Source organism: Klebsiella sp. C349492 (genome assembly GCF_042055345.1).
Lineage (GTDB): Bacteria > Pseudomonadota > Gammaproteobacteria > Enterobacterales > Enterobacteriaceae > Klebsiella > Klebsiella scottii.
This window is the reverse complement of record NZ_JANQCE010000001.1, coordinates 1,101,292-1,123,540: the sequence shown is the minus strand read 5'-3', so window position 1 is coordinate 1,123,540 and position 22,249 is coordinate 1,101,292. Positions and strand designations below refer to the sequence as shown.

Here is a 22,249-nt window from a genome sequence, read left to right as displayed (position 1 = left end):
TGTTCAGATATGGATAAGCTTGCCCATCCGCTGGCCAGGGGCGCCAGCTGGCTGTTGATCTACCTTACCGCCGTTCAGCCTTTACATCCCGCAATTGCCGCCGGCATCGTTGCAGCTAACGGGAATACTCAGGTTGTCATCAAGCCCGGCAACGTACCGGTGGTGAACATCGCCACGCCAAACGGTGCCGGCATTTCGCATAACACCTATCAGGATTTCAACGTGGGGGCCTCCGGTGCCGTGTTAAATAACGCGACGCAGGGCGGGAAAACACAGCTGGGCGTCACCATTGACAATGGTAATGCCAAATTAAACGGCAAACCGGCTGAACTCATTATCAACGAAGTCACCAGCGGCAATCGCTCAGAGTTAAAAGGCAAGCTGGAAGTTTTTGGTAATAAAGCTGGCGTAATGATAGCCAACCCGAACGGTATTACCTGCGATGGTTGCGGATTTATTAACGCGCCTTCGGTTACCCTGACCACCGGCAAGCCGCAGTTCGATAAACAAGGGGCGCTGGATGCATTAGCCGTTAAGAAAGGCTCAGTGATTATCGGCAGCAATGGCCTCGACGGAAATAGCGCGGAGTATGTTGATATTATCAGCCGGGCAACCGAGCTGAATGGAAAAATTAACGCGAAAACCCTCACCATGACCCTGGGGGTGAACCAGGTCAGTTTTAAAGATGGCACGGTAAAACCTGTTGCCGGGGAGGGGGCGAAACCTCAACTGGCTGTTGATACGAAGGCGCTGGGCGGTATGTACGCCGGGAAAATTCGTCTTGTTGCCACCGAAGACGGGGTGGGGGTCAATCTGAACAGCGTTACCTCAACCCAGCGGGATATATCCCTGACGGCGGCCGGAAAAATCACCCTCAGCAACGTCAAAGCGCAGACCGACCTGAACGTTAGCGGTCGGGAGATCGTCACGTCAGCCGGAAGCAGCGTACGGGCAGAGCGCGATATGACGCTGGCGGCCACCACAGTGGATAACCGCAGCGGTACCACGGCGCATGGGGATATGCGGGTGTTTGCCTCCACGGTGCGCAACACCGGCGAGGGCGCCGCCCTGCACAGTAACAACAATCTGTGGATACAGAAGGATGCTCAGGGTAATAAAGCGACTCTGGTGGAGAACCGTTCTGCACGTATTCAGACCAATACCGGAGACCTGGTCATCCGTACGGAAACGCTGAACAATACCCGTGATGTTCTGACTTACGAATGGAAAGATATCAGTCCGGACTCAACGCAATTCGTGAAATTACCGCAGCATCGTACTATCAACTCTATCCGGCATGCATCCGGCAATATCACTCTCGCCGACGTGACATACTGGAATGCTCAGCTGGGCGGGAAATGGTTTGGTACGGTTGATTTTAATCAGACTGCGCTGGTTAACAGTGGGCGAAAAGAGTTACGCAGGACGGCATCCTCTCCTGCTGCTTCAATTCTGTCCGGAGGAAATAGCTATTTAAATGCTACTCAGCTAATCAATAATGAAAGTCAGATTCGAGCCGGACGCGATCTGATTATGACCGGAAAAACGCTGAAACATATTAGCGGCAAAACGGGGATTATGGATACCTGGGCGGTTTACGATACATCTTACCGACCATCCAGTACCGTGTCATCACCGGTACCGGAAAACCAACTCACGATTGCTGACAAAAAAAACAAAAGTTACACCTTCCAGAAAACAGGTGAAGTCCTGAGCTGGCGAAATTCAGCGCTATCTCCAGCGACCCTGGCTGCAACAGGCAATCTGGTGGCTGATTTCTCTGAGCGGATTGAAAGCTATGAGCCTTATGATACCCGGGCAAGATATTCGGATGTTATCGCTCGACCCGACACCATCACCGCCAAAAATATCCTGCTGCATGCAGGTAGCATCATTACCACTGATGTCATCAAGGCTGCCGGTGATATTACACTTCAATCAGATACTTTTACTAAAGTCGCACTGGCGCTACTGACAGCTGGCAAGGACATTTCTGTTTTAGCTGGCGGGAATATCGACTCATGGCAAAGTGAACTTAAGGGGCAGAATATCACTCTCGTCAGCCGCACTGGCGACGTGAACTTGCACACCAGTGAACAGCCGAACTATTTCCATGCAGATGGGCTACGTTGGCTGGGGAGTCTGGAGGCTTCACGTGATTTATCCATGACAGCAGGTGGCAATATTCTACTCAGGAACACCCGTTTCCCGGTCCTGAGCCAGAATATTTCTCTGGTTGCGAATGGTAATATCACCCTGGATAAAAATGAAGCCATGCTGGACCATGAGCGCCCGGGCATTGTCCTGACCCCGGCCCGCAAACAGGAACTGTTTAACCGGATGCTGCCTGGAGAGCCGCTGCGTGCATCCGGGGATATCACACTAAGCAGTGGAAAGTACTTAATTCTGAGAGGTATTCAGGCTGAAGCCGGCGGGAACATAAACATGACCGCTGGCGTGCATGCTGATATGAATATGCGCACCCTGAGCGGCCGGTTCAACCCATACTTTGCTGAAAACCGTACGCTTGAATTGCGCAGTTCATTGACCGCGGGAAAAGATATCCTCATTAATGCTGCTGCGGATATTGCATTGCCTGGCGCCAGTGTTATAGCCGGAAATAAAACTACCCTGCAGGCCGGAAAAAATATCTGGCTCGGCGCTTATGGCTATGGCGTCACGGATGGTCAGAACGATAACAACCGCGATGAGCTTCATGTACTTACCAACCTGCGCGGGGCGCGGGCACTGACGCTGGCGGCAAACGAAAGTATCCTGGCCGACGGTAGCACGCTGACATCGAACGGTAATATCACGCTGACCTCCGGCGGGAATATGCAATTCCAGTCCGCGCGGGGGACCGTTTATCGGGAGTCCGGGAATACCTGGACGGAGACCGTCAGCCAGACCGGTGTGACGCTTAATGCGGGTGGCGCCCTGACGGTGATTTCGGGCGGCAGTATTCTGTTCCAGGCATCGCGACTGTTGGCGAAAGGCGCGATGGACGTGGCGGCGAAAGGCGGCTGGCTATATGCCCAGGCGATGGAAGAGTCCAGCCATTATGAGAAGCAAACCACCAAACGGAAATGGTGGGGACAGAAAACGACGGTTAAGCAGACAAAGCATACGACCACCAATCGGGTGACTGAGTTTACCGCCGGAGGCAATCTCAACCTGCTGAGTCGCGATGACAGTACCTATGAAGCCAGTAAAATTGAGGCGGGGAAAAATGCGACGCTGACCAGTACCAACGGGAAAGTTAATTTCCTGGCGGTGAAGAATACGACCTTCGAGCAGACCGTCAGCACCTCGAAAGGCTTTTATATTAAACAGGCAGATAAGGGATACAGCGAAGGGAAATGGGTTCTTCCTTCCGTTTACGCCGGCGGTAAGCTGACGGTGGATGCGGCAAGCGGCATCAGTGCTGATGTCAAAACCAAAAATGGTCAGGTGCTGCAGGGAGCCATCACTGCACTGAGTGTTCAACCAGGTACTGAATGGCTAAAAGGGTTGAACACCCGTAATGACGTACAGTGGAACGAGGTTAAGGATGCCTACGACAGCTGGAACTATAAAAGCCAGAGCCTGAATCCGGCCGTTGCCGCGGTGATTGCGATAGCCGCGGCCGCGGTAACTGCAGGTACCAGTCTTGCGACGATAGCAGGCACGACCGCTATTTCGGCAACCGGCGTTACGGGCGCAACGGCTTCCGCGGCAGTGTATGGCTCAGCCTATGCGGGTATGACATCCCTGGTTTCTCAGGCGGCGGTTGCGCTGGTTGAAAATCAGGGAAATCTGTCAAAAACGCTAAAAAGCCTTGGAAGCAGTAGCTCCGTTAAATCTCTGGCAACCTCCATGGTTATCGGCGGTGCTCTGGCGGGCTTTGATAAAGTCATGAATATTGATGTTCCGCCCGATAAAGCAAAATTACCGGTTCTGGTGAGAAATGAAGACTGGGGGAAAGTTGTCCAGCGCGTGGCCGGTCAGTCGGTTATCAGCTCCAGCCTGAACACCACCATCAATGGTGGCAGCTTTAAGGACAACCTGACTAACGCCCTGCTGGCGAATATTGGTAGTCAGGTTCAGGCCGAAGGCGCGGGGCTAATTGGGGATAACGGTGAAGTGTTAGGCGTGGCCGGGAAATCGGTCAGCCATGCGGTGCTGGCCGGCATCAGCGCGGAAATCGGGCGGGGTGACGGTAAAGGCGCGGCCGCTGGCGCCCTGGCAGCGGAACTGGCTGGGGTAATTATGTATCCCAGGCTGTTTGCTCCAAAATATGATGCAGATGTAACGGGACAGATTGCTGATTTGCTCAATGCCATGCAGCAAAAAGAAAATAATGAACAGATTGCCAGAGTTATTGGTTCATTAGCTGGTGCAGTTGTGACAAACAGCTCTACAGGAGCATATAGTGGCGCAGATGCCGCTCAACTGGTTTATCGCTATAATTTTGATGAACACTTGATTGAGCCAATGGTCGCGGCTGTTGCAGCTGATTATGAGGCAGCCAAAAACGGAGATAAAGCGGCACAGCAGCGTATAGATAACAGAACCTCAGTATCTTTTCTGCTTATTGATATGATGCCGGTGCTAGGGACTATCAGTTCATTTGCTGAGGCTGAAACAAAACTTGACTACACGCTGGCGGCCGTAACTCTATTGCCAGGGGCTGGCTCGGCAATCAAAAATGCTTCAAAAATAGCGCGCCTTTTGCGTAATGAAGGTAAAATTGGTGAGGCCATTCAGGCTCTTAACAGCGTCAGTGATGAGATTGCTTTACTCCGCAGACCTACGTGGCGACAGTCTGAAATTGATGCAGGGAAAAATTTAGGGAGTGAATGGCGTGAGCAGCTCAGTTACAAGAATGGGAGTATAGTTCCTCATGGTACTTCTGGTAGTGTCAGGCCTGACTTTGTTCTCGGGAAACTAAGCTCAATAGAGGTAAAAAATTATAATATTACCACGAATCTTAATGGCTTGATTAACAAGGTTTCGGAGCAGGCCATAGCGCGTCAGGTGCACTTACCTCAGGGAATGGTGCAGGAGGTGGTTATTGATGTCAGAGGGCAGGTATTGACTTCTGATATTAGATTTAAAGTAATCCAGGATATTGCCAGTAAATCTAATGGTATCATTAAATCTGCAAATATAAGGTTTATAGAATGATGAAGAAAATAGGGGTTTTAGGTGCTGCAACCATTTATGGATTAGGTTCTTCAGATGATGTCGAACTTTTTTTTAATGTAGTATTTAAGGTTCTTGAAAACGGTGCCTGGGGGACTGAGTATCCTGTGATAATGTTAAAGCTTTATAAACGTTCGTTAAATTATGAAGATATAAAAAAAGCCAAAATAGAAATGGACGAGATCCAATCAAGACTTTCCAGGCTTCCCTTGGATAATGAGTTTTATTCCGCCCTGGATATCGATAAGGATAAAATATCATGGAATGTCAATGCTAATGATTTGGCGTCTTTTTTTGGTAGATTTTTCACAGGATTCAATATCGCATATGAAATGACTCTCAAATTTCATGATGAACTTGGCGAATTTGTTCCCATGCTATTGGGGCGAGCTGAGGTACCCTACGCAATTGAAGACAGCAAGAGACCCGTTGAGGAATTTGACCGGCTGACGGATGAAGATCTTCCTTTCTGGAAGAGGTGATTACTCAGTGTAACCTTTTCCCGCAGTCTGCTGCGGGGAAAGGTTGTTTTGGAATCCAGAGACCGGCCTTAACCTTTAATTTAATATTTTCAGCCGCTTACGAGTTGTATTGTCAGTCCATTCCTCCGATTTTTAAATTCAGCCATAAAACGCCAGCCGCTCGGCTAGCAGGTCGACAAAACCCTCCCGGTCGACATCCAGCAACACCGTGGTATTCGGCTGCTTGCCGGTCAGGAAGTAATAATCAACCACCGTCATGCCCTGGGTGTATTTCCCCTGGGTTTCCACGCCTACCCAGCGCTCAGCGCAGGTGAACAGCTCCGGCTTCAGCAGCCAGGCGATGGTGCAGGGGTCATGCAGCGGGGCGCCGGTGAATCCCCATTTAGCATCCTTGTGATACTCCATAAAGAAGTCGAGCAGCTCGGCAACGATGGTGGCGACCGGGTTGCCGACCCGGCGGAAACGTTCGATATCCATATCATGAATCTGCGCCCGATGCGTGACGTCCAGCCCGGCCATCACCACCGGAATACCCGACTGGAAGACGATCTCCGCCGCTTCCGGGTCGACGTAGATATTAAACTCGGCGGCGGGCTGCCAGTTGCCGAGCACCATTGCGCCGCCCATCATCACGATGCGCGCGATCTTGTCGTGCAGTTCCGGGTGGCCGTTCAACAGCAGGGCGACGTTGGTTTGCGGGCCGGTGGCGATAATCGTCACCGGCTGCGGGCTTTCGCGCAGCGTTTTCGCCATCAGCTCGACGGCGGTACAGTTCTGCGGGGCAAAATCAGGCTCCGGCAGCGCCGGGCCGTCGAGCCCGCTTTCGCCGTGAACGTTGTCAGCGATGATCAGCTCCCGCATCAGCGGCTTACGCGCGCCGCCGGCCACCGGAATATCCTGGCGTTGCAGCAGCGTCAGCATGCGCAGCACGTTACGCAGGGTTTTCTCCGGCGTCTGGTTGCCGGCGGAGGAGGTGATGGCTTTGACGTCAAGTTCAGGTGAGGCGAGGGCGAGAACGATAGCGATGGCGTCATCATGACCCGGGTCGCAATCAAGGATGATTGGCAGTGCCATAGCGGCTCCTTTTTATGGGCGATATTTGTGATAAGGGTAACGCCAGGGAGCACAACAGACGAGAGAGGATAAAACAAACCGTGATGCACGCCGCATTATGAAGGCAGGAGGGAAGAATATTTTCCCGACTGCGGGCGGGTTTCCCGCCCGGTCCGCGCTTGCCTGGGCGACGCAGGACGATGAGGCCGTGGCCGGAATGGGGACATTAACGCCGCCGCCCGGCGGACTCCCCGGGCGGCGGCTGCGGCGTGTTACTCAAATCGCCAGGCGAGGTTGAGGCCAACGCCGTAGTTACGTCCCGGCGCCGGCTCGTAGTAGCGGCCGTTGGACTCGTTGACGATCACCGAGCCCGCGTAGCTGCGGTCAAACAGGTTGTCGATACGGCCGAAAACGTCCATATCCATGTTGCCGTAGCTCCACTTATAGCCGCTGGTGAGCCCGACCACCGTCCACGACGGCGCCTTAGCGGTGTTCTCATCGTTAGCCATGATATTGCTCATATAGCGGATATCGCTGCCCGCGTACCAGCCGCGATCCGGCTGATAGCCGAACGAGGCGTAGCCCATATTGCGGGCGATCCCCGGGATGCGGTTGCCGTTGCAGCTGGCGTCATCGCAGACGTTGGTCCGGTAGGTGGTGTCCAGCCAGGTCCAGGCCGCCTTCAGGCGCCAGTTTTCAGCGAACTGCTGATCCAGCCCCAGCTCCATCCCCTGACGGCGGGTTTTGCCGGCGTTTTTATAGCTGGTGCGTCCGCCGCTGCTGGCGTCAACGACAATCTCGTTATTGGTATTGGTCTGGAACAGGGCGGCGGTGAACAGGCCGTTGCCGATCCGCGTTTTGCTGCCGATTTCAAACGTCTCGTTGGTTGAGGGCTGCAGGCCAAAGTTCAGGCCGCCCTGGTTGCCGGAGCGATAGGAGAGCTCGTTGATGGTCGGCGTTTCAAAACCACGGCCCGCGGAAGCGTAGACGTTCCACGCATCGGTCAGCGCATACTTCAGTGAACCCGCCGGCAGCCATTTGTGGTAGCTGGCGTCGCCGCTGTCATCCCCGTTGCCCGGAGTAATGTAGTAATCGTTTGAATCGAACCACACCGAGCTGTAGCGCACCCCGGCATCGAGGGTGAGCTTCTCCGTCAGCTGCCACTGGGTCTGCAGGTAAGGGTCGATATTCCACATCAGGTTACGTTCATTACGGCGCAGGTTGCCCTCTTCGCCGTACTGCGGCGCGCCGTTGACCATGACGAAGTTTTCAAACCCTTTGCGGCGCTCGCTCATGGTTTCGTAATCAAGCCCGGTGGTAAAGGTCACCGGCACCAGCAGCTCGCCGCGGTGGGTCCAGCGGGTATCGATGCCCTGATAGTGGCGGGTGAGGTCAATCACGCCCCCCGCGTGGCTCGGGTTAAGCTGCGGCGCGCGCGGAATCGACTGATACTGCGTGGTTTCACGCTCGCCGGCGTACATCATCACGCTCAGGTCGTCGCGCTCGCTCAGCTGGCGCTCGTAGCGTAAACCGGCCTGGGTCTGCTTGGTCGATTTGCGGGTGTTGTACTGATCGCCGCGCGGCGACTGGCGCGGGTTATTTTGCCACTCATCGTAGCTCAGGCCGCCGGCATCGTTGGCTTTGATATCCACGCTGTTGAACAGCAGCGTCAGCTTACTGACGTCGTTGATGCGCACGCCGAGCTTCGCGTTGGCGAGGTTTTTCCGCGCCCCGCTGTGGTCGCGATAGCCGTGGGTGGTGAAGCGGTTGGTCGAGACGGTGTAATCGACGTCCCCGGCGTGGGTACCGTCGCCGACGGCGCCGGTGGCCTTCATGCCGTAGTGCCAGGTACCGAAGCTGCCGTAATAGCTGCTGGCTTCGATGGTCGGCGGCTGGCTGCCGCTCTGGCTGGTGACGTTAATCACCCCGCCGGAGGAGTTGCCGTACAGCGCGGAGAAGGGCCCGCGCAGAACCTCCAGCGAGTCTACGCTGCCGATATCGATATTGGAGGTTTGCCCCTGGCCGTCGGGCATGGTGGCCGGAATGCCGTCAACGTAGATCCGCAGCCCGCGCACGCCGTAGGTGGAGCGAGAGCCGAAGCCGCGAATCGAGAGCTGCAGGTCCTGAGCGTAGTTCTGCCGGTTTTGCACCTGCAGGCCGGGCACCGCACCCAGCGACTCGGAAAGGTTGACCCGCGGCGCGGCCTGGCGCATTTCGTCGCCGTTGACCACGCTGACGGCGGCGGGAGTATCGAGTTCGGAGACCGTCGTCGGGGAAGCGGTAACGACCATCGTCTGCTCGCCTTCAGGGCTGGACTGAGCCATAGCGACCAGCGGGAAGAGGAGGGCGGGAAGCGCAACCGTGCGCACGGAAAGGATTTTCATGGAAACACTCGCAAAACGAACCAAACGGAACATATCTCCATATGTTAACTCTTTTGTAATTTTTTGAAAATTATTAACGGAAGTTTAGTTAAATAATGGCATGTATTGGCTATTTTTTTAGTCAGCAAGCGCAATTAACGCTCCACTTTACGTTAAATAATGATTACTATTCTCATTTATAAAATAGCGTAAAGCCATGACTTTACGCCACGGAAGCACTGTCGAGCAGGCACATATTTGTTTTATCAAAGGGAGTCGTCATGTCATTACGTCATCTGTCCACGCCGCGTCTGCGCCGTTCACTGTTGTTAACTTCACTGCTGCTGGCGGGGAGCTTCAGCGCTCACGCGGCGGAAGAAATGCTGCGCAAGGCGGTTGGAAAGGGCGCATACGAGATGGCTTATAGCCAGCAGGAAAATGCGCTATGGGTCGCGACTTCGCAAAGTCGTTCGCTGGATAAAGGCGGGATCGTCTATCGCCTCGACCCGACGACGCTGGAGGTGACTCAGGTTATCCATAACGACCTGAAGCCGTTCGGCGCGACGATCAACAACGCCACCCAGACGCTGTGGTTTGGCAACACGACCGACAGCACCGTCACCGCGATTGATGCCAAAACCGGCGCGGTAAAAGGCCGTCTGGTGCTTGACGACCGCAAGCGCAGCGAAACCGTGCGTCCGCTGGCGCCGCGCGAGCTGGCGGTGAATGAGAAGACCAATACCATTTATATTACCGGCCTGGGTAAAGAGAGCGTTATCTGGGTAGTTGATGGCGAAAAACTGACCCTGAAAGAGACCATTACCAATACCGGCGCTATGGCTACCGGGCTGGCGGTTGATGCTGACGCGAAGCGCATCTACACCACCAACGCCGATGGAGAACTGCTGACTATCGACAGCGACAGCAACAAGATTCTGAGCCGTAAAAAGCTGCAGGATGACGGTAAAGAGCACTTCTATCTGAACCTGAGCCTCGATACCGCAGGCCATCGCGCCTTCATCACCGACAGCAAACAGCCGGAAGTGCTGGTGGTCGATCTGCGCGACGGCAAAGTGCTGCAGAAAATCGCCGCCCCGGAATCGCTGGCGGTGCTGTTCAACCCGACCCGCAATGAAGCCTACGTGACGCATCGTAAGGCCGGTGAAGTCAGCGTGATCGATGGCAAAACCTACAAGGTTGTTAAAACCATCAAAACGCCAACCTATCCTAACAGCCTGGCGCTCTCCGCCGACGGTAAAACGCTGTACGTCAGCGTGAAGCAGGAATCAACCCGTCAGAAAGAAGCCACTCAGCCGGATGACGTTATCCGCATCGCGCTGTAAAGATTTACAGGAGGGGGAGACCCCTCCTGCTCGCCTGAATCACCCTCTGTTACAAACACCTGTTAGCCGTATTAATCTAATGGCTTTACAATCAGCGCTTTCCCGCCTGCTGCGGGAGATGGGTAATCATTCTGGAGACGATATGAATAAGCCATTTATGGTTCTGTGCGCCGGCGCGATGCTGGCTTTACTGGCGGGCTGTACGTCAAACTATGTGATGACAACGAAAAGTGGGCAGACCATTGTGACCCACGGCAAGCCACAGCTGGATAAAGACACCGGCATGACCAGCTATACCGACGAGTCGGGCAACCAGCGTCAAATTAACAGCAGTGACGTTTCGCAGCTGGTTAAAGATAACTAAGATCGGGCCGGTAGTTGAAAAATGCGGTTTGACCGGCTTCGGCCAAACCGCAGTAGCGCTATTTTTGCGCCGTCTGAGCACCCGGCGCGGTGCGATGAATCGCCTCAACGCGACGGCGAACGCCAAACCAGCCGGCGACCAGCAGCACCGCAATCAGCGGAATTGAACCAATGGTGTAGGTGCCGTTCGGATAATCGAAGGCCATCAGCACCAGCACGCTGAGCAGGAACAGCAGGGTCAGCCAGGAGGTAAACGGCGCGCCCGGCATTTTGAAGCTTACGTCCGCCGCTCTTCCTTCCTTAATCGCTTTACGCAGCCGCATCTGGCAAACCACGATAAAGCCCCACGACGCAATAATCCCCAGCGAAGCCACGTTGAGGACGATCTCAAAGACCTGCGACGGCACCAGATAGTTGAGGAATACGCCGATGACGTATACCGCCAGCGTCGCCAGAATCCCGGCGTAAGGCACCTGATGGCGGCTCATCTTCGACATAAACTGCGGTGCGGAACCGCCCATCGACATCGAACGCAGAATGCGCCCGGTGCAGTAGAGGCCCGAGTTCAGGCTGGAGAGCGCCGCGGTTAAGACCACGATATTCATCACGCTGCCAATGTACGGCACGCCGAGTTTGGAGAAGAAGGTGACGAACGGGCTTTGCCCCGCCTGATAGGCATTCCACGGCAGCAGCAGCACCAGCAGCAGCACGGAGCCGACGTAGAACAGGCCGATACGCCAGATCACGCTGTTGATTGCGCGCGGCACCATAGTCTGCGGCTCTTTACACTCCCCTGCGGCGGTGCCGACCAGTTCGATGGAGGCGAAGGCGAACACCACCCCCTGCACCAGCACCAGCGCCGGCATCAGGCCGTGCGGAAACAGGCCGCCGTTATCGGTAATCAGGTGGAAGCCGGTGGCGTTGCCGTCCAGCGGTTTTCCGCTGCCGAGAAAAATGGTCCCGACCACGAGGAATGCCACAATCGCCAGCACTTTGACTAAGGCAAACCAGAACTCCATTTCGGCAAACCACTTCACGCCGATCATATTCATGGTGCCGACGATCGCCAGCGCGCCGAGGGCGAACACCCACTGCGGAACGTCGCCGAATGCGCCCCAGTAGTGCATATACAGCGCCACGGCGGTGATATCGACAATGCCGGTCATCGCCCAGTTGATAAAGTACATCCAGCCGGCAACGTAGGCCGCTTTTTCACCGAGGAATTCGCGCGCGTAGGAGACGAAGCTGCCGCTGGAGGGCCGGTGCAGCACCAGTTCGCCCAGCGCGCGGAGGATAAAGAACGAGAACAGGCCGCAGACCAGGTAAACCAGGGCCAGCGCGGGTCCCGCCATCTGCAGGCGCGCGCCGGCGCCGAGGAACAGACCGGTACCAATCGCGCCGCCGATGGCGATCATCTGGACCTGACGGTTGCCCATTGCCTTGTGATAACCCGATTCCTGCGAGTTGAGCCAGTGACGTTTTGCGGCCTGATGTTCGGCCGCGGCGTTGTGTTTTGTATTCATTGATGTACCCATTTTCCTGTCAATGTCCATGAGTGGTTCCTCGCACCGCCGATTGGCAGCACGTTATGCTGGCTTTCTCATCATTCTGACGTAGGAGATAAGCAGAGCATGGCGCAGCATCCTACACGCAACGTGATAGTGACGCACGTAAAACATGTTTGCACCGCACTTGCTTATATATCAATGGGTTCAACGCCGCAGCGCGTCCACGAGCAGAGAAAAGGCGGCGGGGTGCTGGCGACGGCTGGGGTAATAAAGATGGTAGCCGGTGAAGGAGGGGGTCCACGCCTCAAGAAGCCTTATCAGCCGTCCGTCGGCGATCGCCTCGGCGACGGAATCCTCCGGGACATAGGCCAGCCCGAGGCCGGATTCGGCGGCATCTATGCGCTGAGGCAGGCTGTTAAGAGTGATTTGTCCGTCAACGCGTACCCGCACTTCTCGCCCCTCCTGCTCAAACTCCCAGGCATAAATGCCGCCGAGGGTCGGTAAACGCATATTAATGCAGCGGTGCCGTTCGAGCTCATAGGGGGTTTGCGGCGTGCCGAAGCGCGCGAGGTAGTCCGCCGAACCGACGACGGCCATGCGCATATCGGGGGCGATCCGTACCGCAATCATATCCTTGGCAACCTGTTCGCCGAGACGGATCCCGGCATCAAAGCGTCCATCGACGATATCAGTCAGGCCATTATCAACGGTAATTTCGATATTAATGTCGGGATATTGCCGCATAAAGGGTTTCAACGTCGGCCAGAGCACGGCGCTGACCGCGTGCTCGCCCGCGGTCAGGCGGATATTGCCGGCCGGATGCTCGCGGGTGTCGCGCAGCGCGCTGAGCTCCTGCTCAATTTCCTGCAGATGCGGGCCGAGGCGCTGAAGCAGCCTCTCTCCCGCCTCGGTAGGCGCGACGCTGCGGGTGGTGCGGGTCAGCAGGCGAACGTCGAGCCGGGCCTCCAGATTCCGCATGGCGTGGCTCAGCGCCGACTGAGAAACGCCAAGCTGGGCGGCGGCGCGGGTAAAGCTGCGCTCGCGGGCCACCACCATAAACGACAGCAGGTCGTTAATATTGTCTTTAAGCATCGTTTTTCCGGATTAATGAATTTGGCTCATGGTTCCTTTCTTATTTTGCAGTCTAATCGCGGCCCCGCGCTTGCGCTATCTTTAGTGCAACACATAAGAGGAGAGCAGCATGAATATTAGCCACAGCGGTTCACAGCCATCAAGAAAAGGCCCCGCGGACTGGTTTACCGGCGACGTGCGCATCGACGCGCCTTTTCAGGCCACCGAGCCGGCGAAAGTGGGCGGCGCGACGGTGACCTTCGAGCCCGGCGCGCGCACCGCCTGGCATACGCATCCGTTGGGTCAGACGCTGATCGTTGTCCAGGGACGCGGCTGGCTGCAGGAGTGGGGTAAAGAGCCGCAGGCGCTGAACCCGGGGGATATCGCGTGGATCCCGCCGGGTGTGAAGCACTGGCACGGCGCCAGCAGCACTAACGCGCTGGTGCATATTGCCATCGCCGAAGCGGAAAACGGCAGCGCGGTCACCTGGCAGGAGCACGTCAGCGACGAGCAGTATCAGGGTTGCTAAAACGGCACTTATCGCCGTTCAGTCCATGCGCCGCGCCGCTATTTTCCTCACCCGGCGCGGCCGTTTGTCGGCTATTATTCTCAGCCCCACACCAAGACATGGCTGAGCGCAGACGATGAAAATCAACGTAGTAGGGACCAGCGGCGTCGGCAAATCGACCCTCGCCCGGCGGCTTGCCCGCCAGCTGGCGCTTCCCTGTATCGAAATGGACCGGCTCTACTGGCTGGCGCAGTGGCAGGGAACGCCGGACGATGAGTTCTTCGTAAAGATCGCCGCCGCCACCGACTCCCCCGGCTGGGTGCTGGACGGCAATTACAACCGCAGTCGCCCGGTCAAGTGGCGCGAGGTCGATCTGGTGGTCTGGCTGGACTACGGTTTCTGCCGGACGCTGAGGCAAGCCGTCTGCCGGGCGGTCTTCCGCGCCAGCCGCCATCAGGAGCTGTGGCCGGGGACCGGCAACCGTGAGAGCTTCCGTCGCTCCTTTTTTAGCCGCGAATCCATTATCTGGTGGACCATCAAAACCTGGAAACAAAATCGCCAGCGTTATCAGTCTGATATGAGCGACCCGGCGTATCGGCACATTCGCTTTGTGCGCCTGCGCAACCCGCGGCAGACGGAGGATTTTATCCGCCAGCTGACCCCGCAGCCTGCTCAGCATTAAGCCTGTATATCTATTTTCCGGCAGAGTACATGTAAATAAATTGTTTCTCAGCCGCCGCCCCAGATTCTAATAATGCAGACATGTTAGTTAATACGAGTCTGCGAAATGTCTTATCGAATCAGTATTCTGGATAAAAGTCCGCTTGCGGCTGGGGAAACGGCCGCTCAGGCTCTGAACCGAACTTTAACCCTTGCGCAACAGGCGGAGGCCTGGGGATATCATCGATTCTGGATCGCCGAACACCATAATACCGATCAATTAGCCAGCCCGTCGCCGGAGCTGGCAATCGCCTGGATCCTCGGCCAGACCCGGCAGATTCGCGTCGGGTCCGGCGGGGTGATGCTCCAGCACTACAGCCCCTATAAAGTTGCAGAAAACTTCAACCTGCTGGCCTCTATTGCGCCGGGCCGGGTGGATCTTGGCGTCGGGAAAGCTCCCGGCGGCCTGCCGCTCTCTACCCGCGCGCTGCAGCAGGGGCTGAATCAGGAAGATAAAGGCACCTTTGCCGACCAGCTGGCGCAGCTTGATAACTGGCTGTCGCTTACCGATGCTGAAGGAAAAGAGAGCGTGCGGGCAACGCCGATCCCGCCGCGGCGGGCGGACGGTTTCCTGCTCGGCGCCAGCCTTGAGAGCGCCCGGCTCGCCGCCCAGCTGGACTGGAACTTTGTTTTTGCCGCCCACCTTAACGGCGATAAAGCGCTGCTTCGCGAGGTGCTGACCCGCTGGCGGGCGCTGAGCCGCCGGGATGCCATTATCGCCGTCCAGGCGATCGTCGCCGAGGATAGCGCAGCGGCGAGCGAACTGGCGAAACAGGTTGAGATCTGGGGCGTCGAGCTGGAAAACGGCCAGCGGGTGACCGTCGGCAGCGAGGCCCAGGGCATCGCCTTTGCCCGCCAGGCGGGCAGCGCGCCGACGCGTATCGCCCGCCGCGAATCGTCGCTGCTGGCCGGTACCGCCGATGAGGTAAAAGCGCAGCTGGACGAGCTGCACGCGGAGTGGGGAATCGACGAATTTATTATCGACACCCCGGTCGCCGAGGGAGAGGCCCGGCTGAATTCATTGCGCCTGCTGGCTCAGGCCCATCAGGGTGCGGAGGTGCTGCTATGAGCTTTGCTGAACAGCTGATCCGCTGGCGGCGCGAGCTGCACCAGTACCCGGAGCTCTCCCTGCAGGAGGTGGCCACCACCGCGCGTATCCGCGACTGGCTGCAAAGCGGCGGCCTGCGTCCGCTGCCCTACGATCTGAAAACCGGCCTGGTTGTGGAGGTAGGCAGCGGTGATAAGGTGATTGCCCTGCGGGCGGATATTGATGCGCTGCCGATTGAAGAAGCGACCGGGCTGTCCTATCGCTCGCAAAACGAAGGCGTGATGCACGCCTGCGGCCACGACATCCACACCAGCGTGATGCTGGGCGCAGCGCTGCTGCTCAAAGATCGCGAAGCGCAGCTGCCGGGTCGGGTGCGGATCCTGTTCCAGCCGGCGGAAGAGAATTTTGGCGGCGCCAAAACGCTGATCCGCGCCGGCGCTCTGGAAGGGGTGACGGCCATTTTCGGGATGCATAATGAACCGGGGCTGCCGGTGGGGGAATTCGCGACCCGCGGCGGCGCCTTTTATGCCAACGTCGATCGCTTCGTTTTTAAGGTCACCGGCAAAGGCGCGCACGCCGCGCGGCCCCACGAAGGCAAAGACGCCATTCTGCTCGCCAGCCAGCTGGTTACCCTGCTGCAGAGCGTCGCCAGCCGGGAGGTTAACACCCTCGATTCGGTGGTGCTGAGCGTGACGCGCATCCAGGGCGGCAACACCTGGAACGTTCTGCCGGAGAGCGTGGAGCTGGAGGGAACATTGCGCACCCACCGCAGCGAAGTGCAGCAGCGGGTGAAGGCGCGGGTGAGCGAAATCGCCGCCGGTTTTGCCAGCGCCTTCGGCGTGCAGATCGACGTTTTCTGGTACTCCGGGCCGACGGCATTGGTCAACGATGAGCGCTGGGCGGCGTTTGCCAGCGACGTTGCCGACCACGTCGGCTATCGTACTCATCACGCGGACCTGCATATGGGCGGCGAAGATTTTGCCGTCTACCTGCAGCATATTCCCGGCGCGTTTGTCAGCATTGGCAGCGCCAGCGAATTCGGTCTCCACCATCCCGGCTTTAATCCGGATGAGAATTTAATCGCCCCGGCGGCGCGCTATTTTGCGACCCTGGCGGAACGAGCTTTACAACAAATTTAAATTTTAATTATCGGCAAGGGAAGGGTGAACTATGTCTGAAAAACGACAGCTGCGGCTTGGCACGATATTACACGGCGCCTCGGGGAATATGTCCGCCTGGCGTCACCCGCTAGCGCAGGCGGATGCCAGTATTAATTTTGAATTTGTTAAACAAACGGCGTTAAAAGCGGAAGAGGGTAAGCTCGACTTTATATTTGTCGCCGATGGCCTGTATATTAATGAAAAATCAATTCCGCATTTTTTAAACCGCTTTGAGCCGCTGACGGTGCTCTCAACGCTGGCGGCGGTGACCCGCAACCTGGGCCTGGTTGGCACGCTCTCAACCTCCTACAGCGAGCCTTTTACCACCGCGCGCCAGTTCGCCAGCCTCGATCATCTCAGCCAGGGCCGGGCCGGCTGGAACGTCGTCACCTCGCCGCTGGAGGGCTCGGCAAAAAACTTCTCCCGCGCTCAGCACCCCGACCATGCGCTGCGCTATCGCATCGCGGATGAATATTTAAAGGTGGTCAAAGGCCTGTGGGATTCATGGGAAGAGGACGCCTTCGTGCGCAATAAGGCCAGCGGCCAGTTCTTTGATAAAAATAAACTGCATACCCTCGATCATCATGGCGACTTTTTTAAGGTTGCCGGTCCGCTGAATATTGCCCGGACCCCGCAGGGGCGCCCCATTATATTTCAGGCGGGCGCCTCTGATGATGGTAAAAAGCTGGCGGCGAGCCATGCCGACGCCATTTTTACCCATCAGGAATCTCTTGAGGAGGCGCAGGCGTTTTATCGCGATGTTAAAGGCCAGCTCGCGGCGTACGGTCGGCAGGACGATTTGCTGCATATTTTCCAGGGCGTCAGCGTCATCGTGGGTGATAGCGCCGAAGACGTGGAGCAGCAGTATCAGGCCACCGCCGCGCTGGTGTCGATCGAGGATGCCCTTAACTACCTCGGACGCTATTTCGAGCATCACGACTTTGCGCAGTATCCGCTTGATGAGCCGTTCCCGGATATTGGCGATCTCGGGCAAAACAGCTTCCGCAGCACCACGGATGAGATTAAGCGCAACGCCCGCGAGCGCGGCCTGACCCTGCGCCAGGTGGCGCTGGAAGCCGCCAGCCCGCGTCCGCGCTTTTCCGGAACGCCGCAGCAGGTCGCCGACGGTCTGCAGGAGTGGTTTGAACAGCGGGCCGCCGACGGTTTTATTATCCAGGGCGGCACGCCGGACGCTTTCCCGCGCTTTGTTGACCAGGTCGTGCCGGTTCTGCAGCAGAGGGGGCTGTTCCGCGAGGCGTATCCCGGCACCACGCTGCGCGCAAGCTTAGGGCTGGCCGAGCCGGTCAATCAATTCCAACAACAATAATAAGAGAACAGCCGCTATGCAGAAAAAGTCACTCATCCTTGCGCTGGCGCTGGCCGCAAGCGCCTCGTCATGGGCGCAGAACGTCAATATCAACGGCACCGGGGTGAGCCTCGAAGCCAATAAGGCGCCGGTTCATACGGCAAAAAATCCGCAGGCTATTGCCCTGTTACCGAAGGATCTGCACCTCGCGGTGCCGGGAAAATTCACCGTCGCGGTCGCGGCGCTGAACTCGCCGCCGCTCACCGTCTTCTCTGACGATAACAAAACCCTGCTCGGCAGCGAGGTGGATATCGCCCGCCTGGTGGCCGATAGCCTCGGCCTGCAGCTGAACGTGATCCCGACCTCGTGGGAAGACTGGCCCCTCGGCGTGGTCTCCGGCAAATATGATGCCGCGATCAGCAATATTACGGTGACCAAAGAGCGCAAAGAGAAGTTTGATTTCGCCACCTACCGCAAGGATTCGCTGGGTTTCTACGTCAAAAGCAGCAGCCCGCTGAGTAAAATTGACCAGGCGGAGGACATTGCCGGCCTGCGCATTATCGTCGGCTCCGGCACCAACCAGGAAGCCATTCTGCTGGCGTGGAACGCGGAAAACCTGAAGAAGGGGCTGAAGCCTTTTACCCCGGTCTATACCAAAGATGACGCCGCTCAGACCCTGGCGATCCAGTCCGGCCGCGCCGACGCCTTCTTTGGCCCCAACGTGATTGGCGCATGGAAAGCGGCGCTAACCGGAAAAACCAAACTGGTTGGCAGCGTCGACGGCGGCTGGCCGAAGGCGGCCCATATCGCCGTCACGGTGAAAAAGGGCAGCGGCCTGGTCACCCCGGTGCAGACGGCGCTGAACGGCGTCATCCACAGCGGCGATTACGCCAGGGTGCTTAACCGCTGGGGGGAAGGCGTCGAGAGCATTCCGCAGTCAGAGATTAACCCGGCCGGACTGGGCGATTAAAGGAGTCAGTATGAGCGACGTATTCCGCGATGTTTCACCCGAAGCCCTTGAGCTGCAGCCGATCATTGACGGCCTGTTTGCCGAGTACGCTTCGCGCTACGGCGACTATTTTTCCCGCGATGCCGAAGTTGAGCTAACCGAATGGTATCTGGCGCCGCAGGGGCTGTTTATCGTGCTCGAGCGCGAGGGGGAGATTATCGCCACCGGCGCCTATAAGCCGAAGGACGCCAATACCGCCGAAATTAAACGCATCTGGACCCATCACGCGCTGCGGCAGCAGGGGCTGGCGGGGAAGGTGGTGCAGGAGCTGGAGCGCCGGGCGGTGCTGGCGGGCTACAGCCATATCTACCTGACCACCGGCTTTCGCCAGCCGGAGGCGGTGAAGCTCTATCTAAGCCAGGGCTATGAGCCGCAGTTCGACCTCGAACGCAACCCGGAAGAGTACAGCCAGCCGCCCTATGACGGACGGCTGCGGTTTAGTAAAGCGCTGGCGGTCAGCGCGCTAAGCCAGAGCGCCTGAGGAGCAACGATGAAAACATCAGAAACGATAAAAGTTATCCCGGCGCGCTATCCGCTACGCGCCGTCGGCGCGGTGCTGGCGCTGCTGGTACTGGCCGTCGTCGTGCAGTCGGTGGCCTTTAACCCGCGCTGGGAGTGGGCGGTCTTTGCGCGCTGGTTCTTTGACCCGGTCATCCTTGAAGGGCTCGGGCAAACGCTGCTGCTGACCCTGCTCGGCACCGTGCTGAGCGTGATTTTCGGCGGCCTGCTGGCGCTGGCCCGGCTCTCCTCTTCATGGCTGCTGAGCAGCCTTTCCTGGGGATATATCTGGCTGTTCCGCTCGCTGCCGCTGATCGTGGTCCTGATTATTCTCTACAACTTCTCCTATCTGTACGACACGCTGTCGCTCGGCATTCCGTTTACCGGCATCAGCTGGGGCAGCTATCAAACCATCAACGTGCTGGGGCAGTTTTCCACGGCGGTGGTCGGGCTGACGCTGGTGCAGAGCGCCTACACCGCTGAAATTATTCGCGGTGGCTTCCTCGGCGTCGATCACGGTCAGTATGAAGCGGCGGCGGCGCTCGGCCTGCCGGCGTGGCGGCGTACGCTGCGCATTATTCTGCCGCAGGCGCTGCGCACCATTTTACCCTCCGGCTTCAATGAAATTATCAGCCTCGCCAAAGGGACGGCGATGGTCTACGTCCTGGCGATGCCGGAGCTGTTTTACACCATCCAGATGATTTACAACCGCACCCAGGAAGTGATCCCACTGCTGATGGTCGGGGCGGTGTGGTACCTGGCGATCACCAGCGTACTGTCGCTGATCCAATATCTGGTCGAACGCGCTCTGGCGCGCAGCGAGCGCCGCTCGGCGGTGAACAGCCCGCGCCGCAGCCGCCTTGCCGAACCGTCTCGTTCATCGCAGCCGCAGGAGCCCGTCCATGCCCAACTCTCATAACGGCCATATCTCGATTACCGGCGTCAGCAAATATTTTGGTCGCCATAAGGCGCTGGACGATGTCTCTCTTGAGATCGCGCCCGGCACGGTAACGGTGATCCTCGGCCCTTCCGGATCGGGAAAATCCACCCTGCTGCGCGCCATTAACCATCTGGAGCGGGTTGATGAAGGCTTTATCCAAATCGATGGCGACTATATCGGCTATCGCCGCCAGGGCGACAGGCTGTACGAACTGAAGGAAAAAGAGATCCTCCGCCAGCGCGTGAACGTCGGCTACGTATTTCAAAACTTCAACCTGTTCCCGCACCTGACGGTGCTGGAAAATCTGATTGAGGCGCCGATTGCCCACAAGCGGGCCAGCCGCAAGGAGGCCATCGAGCAGGCCTACGATCTGCTCGATGTGGTGGGGCTGCGCAACAAAGCCGACGCCTGGTCGCGGCATCTTTCCGGCGGTCAGCAGCAGCGCATTGCCATCGCGCGGGCGCTGGCCCTCAAGCCGAGGGTTATTCTGTTTGACGAACCGACCTCGGCGCTGGACCCGGAGCTGGTGGGCGAAGTACTTGACGTTATCAAGAAGCTGGCGCGTTCCGGCACCACGCTGGTGGTGGTGACGCATGAGATTGGTTTTGCCCGCGAGGTCGCCGACCAGGTGGTCTTTATGGTCGATGGCAAAATCATTGAACAGGGCAGCAGCGATGAGGTCCTTAACCATCCGCAGCATCAGCGTACGCGGCAATTTTTATCGAAGGTGCTTCCGGCATGAGAAAAGGACTTTTGGCGTTAATGATCGGCATTATCCCGGCGGGGGCGCAGGCGGAAATTGACCTGCGGGCCAACGAGCAGCCGCTGCCGGTGACGGTGGACAAGCAGGCGATTGCGCAGATCCCGGCGAACTATCGCTTCGTTGAACCCGGGACGCTGACGGTGGCTATCTCGGCGCTGAATTCACCGCCGCTGGCGCTGCTGGCGAGCGATAACCGCACGCGTATCGGCAGCGATCCGGATATCGCCCGCCTGCTGGCCGGCAGCCTTGGGCTCAAGCTCCGGCTGGTGCCGACGGCGTGGGAGGACTGGCCGCTGGGCATCACCTCCGGGCGTTATGACGTCGCGCTGGTCAATATCGCGGTGACCGAACAGCGCAAGCAGAAATTCGATTTCGCCACCTACCGCGTCGATTCGCTGGCCTTTTCCGTCAAATCCACCAGCCCGATAGCCAGGGTGAGCGGCGCGGCGGATCTTGCCGGACGGAAGGTGATCGTCGGTTCCGGCACCAATCAGGAGCGTATTCTGCTGGGCTGGAACGCCGAGAACGAAGCGGCGGGGCGCCAGCCGGCGCTGCCGGTGTACCTGACCGATGACGCCTCCGGCAATCTCTATATTCAGTCCGGACGCGCCGATGTGTTCTTTGGCCCGCAGTCGGTGGCGGCCTATAAAGCGGCGCTGACCGGCACGACCAAAGTCGTGGGCCTGGGACCGAAAAAAGCCTGGGTTGCCACCACCACCAAAAAGGGCAGCGGCCTGGTTTACGCGCTGCAGGCGGCGCTCGACGGGGCGATAGCCCGCGGCGAGTATCAGCAGGTGCTGGCGCGCTGGGGAGAACAGGGGGAGGCGGTGACGCAGTCGGTGGTCAATCCGCCGGGGATCGCCTACTAAAAAGCCGCTGTTTCGCAGGAGTGTGTTGCGAAACAGCGGGGGCGAAGTCTCGCCAGGTGCA

General features: G+C 57.7%; 16 protein-coding genes and 1 pseudogene. 13 read left to right on the top strand and 4 right to left on the bottom strand.

The genetic code is table 11. From position 1 onward, the window contains the following. Positions 1-9: 9 nt before the first annotated feature. Both NWP14_RS05280 and NWP14_RS05275 read left to right on the top strand, forming a co-directional pair. Positions 10-5,166: a DUF637 domain-containing protein gene (locus tag NWP14_RS05280; protein ID WP_375214919.1), complete on the top strand. Its 5,157-nt coding sequence runs from the start codon at positions 10-12 to the stop codon at positions 5,164-5,166. After that, entirely contained in the window at positions 5,163-5,666 is a 504-nt protein-coding gene (locus tag NWP14_RS05275) for an Imm70 family immunity protein (RefSeq protein WP_095097570.1), read from the top strand. The genes NWP14_RS05280 and NWP14_RS05275 overlap by 4 nt, the downstream gene beginning before the upstream one ends. Positions 5,667-5,804: 138 nt before the next feature. On the opposite strand, the gene rihA is transcribed toward NWP14_RS05275, so the two are convergent. Together rihA and pqqU are read right to left on the bottom strand one after the other, a co-directional pair. Continuing rightward, the gene (gene rihA, locus NWP14_RS05270; RefSeq protein WP_375214918.1) at positions 5,805-6,740 is read right to left on the bottom strand and encodes a pyrimidine-specific ribonucleoside hydrolase RihA; all 936 of its coding nucleotides are present in this window, start codon (positions 6,738-6,740) and stop codon (positions 5,805-5,807) included. Positions 6,741-6,991: 251 nt separating this feature from the next. Continuing rightward, the gene (gene pqqU / locus NWP14_RS05265) at positions 6,992-9,103 is read right to left on the bottom strand and encodes a TonB-dependent receptor PqqU (RefSeq protein WP_375214917.1); all 2,112 of its coding nucleotides are present in this window, start codon (positions 9,101-9,103) and stop codon (positions 6,992-6,994) included. Positions 9,104-9,363: 260 nt separating this feature from the next. Here pqqU and NWP14_RS05260 point away from each other — a divergent pair, with 260 nt between their 5' ends. Together NWP14_RS05260 and NWP14_RS05255 are read left to right on the top strand one after the other, a co-directional pair. After that, positions 9,364-10,425, top strand: coding sequence for a YncE family protein (locus NWP14_RS05260; protein WP_331835281.1), 1,062 nt, complete (start codon positions 9,364-9,366; stop codon positions 10,423-10,425). Between the two features lie 142 nt (positions 10,426-10,567). Beyond that, the gene (locus NWP14_RS05255; RefSeq protein WP_041145366.1) at positions 10,568-10,789 is read left to right on the top strand and encodes a YgdI/YgdR family lipoprotein; all 222 of its coding nucleotides are present in this window, start codon (positions 10,568-10,570) and stop codon (positions 10,787-10,789) included. Positions 10,790-10,847: 58 nt separating this feature from the next. On the opposite strand, the gene ansP is transcribed toward NWP14_RS05255, so the two are convergent. Continuing rightward, positions 10,848-12,311 carry an L-asparagine permease gene (gene ansP, locus NWP14_RS05250; protein ID WP_095097579.1) on the bottom strand — a complete coding sequence of 488 codons (1,464 nt, stop codon included), beginning with the start codon at positions 12,309-12,311 and terminating at the stop codon, positions 10,848-10,850. A gap of 189 nt (positions 12,312-12,500) precedes the next feature. After that, positions 12,501-13,388 (bottom strand): LysR family transcriptional regulator, encoded by an 888-nt coding sequence (locus NWP14_RS05245; protein WP_095097582.1) that lies wholly within the window; start codon positions 13,386-13,388, stop codon positions 12,501-12,503. Positions 13,389-13,497: 109 nt separating this feature from the next. Here NWP14_RS05245 and NWP14_RS05240 point away from each other — a divergent pair, with 109 nt between their 5' ends. The 9 genes and pseudogenes from NWP14_RS05240 (at position 13,498) to NWP14_RS05200 (ending at position 22,188) form a co-directional block, all read left to right on the top strand. Next, on the top strand, positions 13,498-13,896 hold the full coding sequence (locus tag NWP14_RS05240; RefSeq protein ID WP_095097585.1) for a cupin domain-containing protein: 399 nt from the start codon (positions 13,498-13,500) through the stop codon (positions 13,894-13,896). 115 nt (positions 13,897-14,011) lie between these two features. After that, complete coding sequence (locus NWP14_RS05235) at positions 14,012-14,557, top strand: adenylate kinase (protein WP_375214916.1); 546 nt, start codon at positions 14,012-14,014, stop codon at positions 14,555-14,557. Positions 14,558-14,662: 105 nt separating this feature from the next. Then, complete coding sequence (locus tag NWP14_RS05230; protein ID WP_375214915.1) at positions 14,663-15,664, top strand: LLM class flavin-dependent oxidoreductase; 1,002 nt, start codon at positions 14,663-14,665, stop codon at positions 15,662-15,664. Further along, positions 15,661-16,782: a M20 peptidase aminoacylase family protein gene (locus NWP14_RS05225; RefSeq protein ID WP_375214914.1), complete on the top strand. Its 1,122-nt coding sequence runs from the start codon at positions 15,661-15,663 to the stop codon at positions 16,780-16,782. Before NWP14_RS05230 ends, NWP14_RS05225 begins: the two co-directional genes overlap by 4 nt. Positions 16,783-16,813: 31 nt before the next feature. Then, positions 16,814-19,079: pseudogene (locus tag NWP14_RS05220) on the top strand (NtaA/DmoA family FMN-dependent monooxygenase). Positions 19,080-19,089: 10 nt separating this feature from the next. Next, positions 19,090-19,599, top strand: a complete 510-nt coding sequence (locus NWP14_RS05215) for a GNAT family N-acetyltransferase (protein WP_095097601.1) — start codon at positions 19,090-19,092, stop codon at positions 19,597-19,599. 9 nt (positions 19,600-19,608) lie between these two features. Further along, on the top strand, positions 19,609-20,535 hold the full coding sequence (locus NWP14_RS05210) for an amino acid ABC transporter permease (RefSeq protein ID WP_095097604.1): 927 nt from the start codon (positions 19,609-19,611) through the stop codon (positions 20,533-20,535). Continuing rightward, entirely contained in the window at positions 20,519-21,298 is a 780-nt protein-coding gene (locus NWP14_RS05205; protein ID WP_095097607.1) for an amino acid ABC transporter ATP-binding protein, read from the top strand. Before NWP14_RS05210 ends, NWP14_RS05205 begins: the two co-directional genes overlap by 17 nt. Before the next feature lie 20 nt (positions 21,299-21,318). After that, positions 21,319-22,188: a transporter substrate-binding domain-containing protein gene (locus NWP14_RS05200; RefSeq protein WP_095097610.1), complete on the top strand. Its 870-nt coding sequence runs from the start codon at positions 21,319-21,321 to the stop codon at positions 22,186-22,188. Positions 22,189-22,249 lie beyond the last annotated feature (61 nt).

Bases quoted from the DNA above. Each gene is read 5' to 3' on its own strand.
- NWP14_RS05215 (WP_095097601.1), top strand. From the start codon at position 19,090: ATGAGCGACGTATTCCGCGATGTTTCACCCGAAGCCCTTGAGCTGCAG.
- pqqU (WP_375214917.1), bottom strand. From the start codon at position 9,103: ATGAAAATCCTTTCCGTGCGCACGGTTGCGCTTCCCGCCCTCCTCTTC.
- NWP14_RS05240 (WP_095097585.1), top strand. From the start codon at position 13,498: ATGAATATTAGCCACAGCGGTTCACAGCCATCAAGAAAAGGCCCCGCG.
- NWP14_RS05225 (WP_375214914.1), top strand. From the start codon at position 15,661: ATGAGCTTTGCTGAACAGCTGATCCGCTGGCGGCGCGAGCTGCACCAG.
- NWP14_RS05280 (WP_375214919.1), top strand. From the start codon at position 10: ATGGATAAGCTTGCCCATCCGCTGGCCAGGGGCGCCAGCTGGCTGTTG.
- NWP14_RS05200 (WP_095097610.1), top strand. From the start codon at position 21,319: ATGATCGGCATTATCCCGGCGGGGGCGCAGGCGGAAATTGACCTGCGG.
- NWP14_RS05260 (WP_331835281.1), top strand. From the start codon at position 9,364: ATGTCATTACGTCATCTGTCCACGCCGCGTCTGCGCCGTTCACTGTTG.
- NWP14_RS05205 (WP_095097607.1), top strand. From the start codon at position 20,519: ATGCCCAACTCTCATAACGGCCATATCTCGATTACCGGCGTCAGCAAA.
- NWP14_RS05255 (WP_041145366.1), top strand. From the start codon at position 10,568: ATGAATAAGCCATTTATGGTTCTGTGCGCCGGCGCGATGCTGGCTTTA.
- NWP14_RS05245 (WP_095097582.1), bottom strand. From the start codon at position 13,388: ATGCTTAAAGACAATATTAACGACCTGCTGTCGTTTATGGTGGTGGCC.
- NWP14_RS05230 (WP_375214915.1), top strand. From the start codon at position 14,663: ATGTCTTATCGAATCAGTATTCTGGATAAAAGTCCGCTTGCGGCTGGG.
- NWP14_RS05235 (WP_375214916.1), top strand. From the start codon at position 14,012: ATGAAAATCAACGTAGTAGGGACCAGCGGCGTCGGCAAATCGACCCTC.
- NWP14_RS05210 (WP_095097604.1), top strand. From the start codon at position 19,609: ATGAAAACATCAGAAACGATAAAAGTTATCCCGGCGCGCTATCCGCTA.
- NWP14_RS05275 (WP_095097570.1), top strand. From the start codon at position 5,163: ATGATGAAGAAAATAGGGGTTTTAGGTGCTGCAACCATTTATGGATTA.
- ansP (WP_095097579.1), bottom strand. From the start codon at position 12,311: ATGAATACAAAACACAACGCCGCGGCCGAACATCAGGCCGCAAAACGT.
- rihA (WP_375214918.1), bottom strand. From the start codon at position 6,740: ATGGCACTGCCAATCATCCTTGATTGCGACCCGGGTCATGATGACGCC.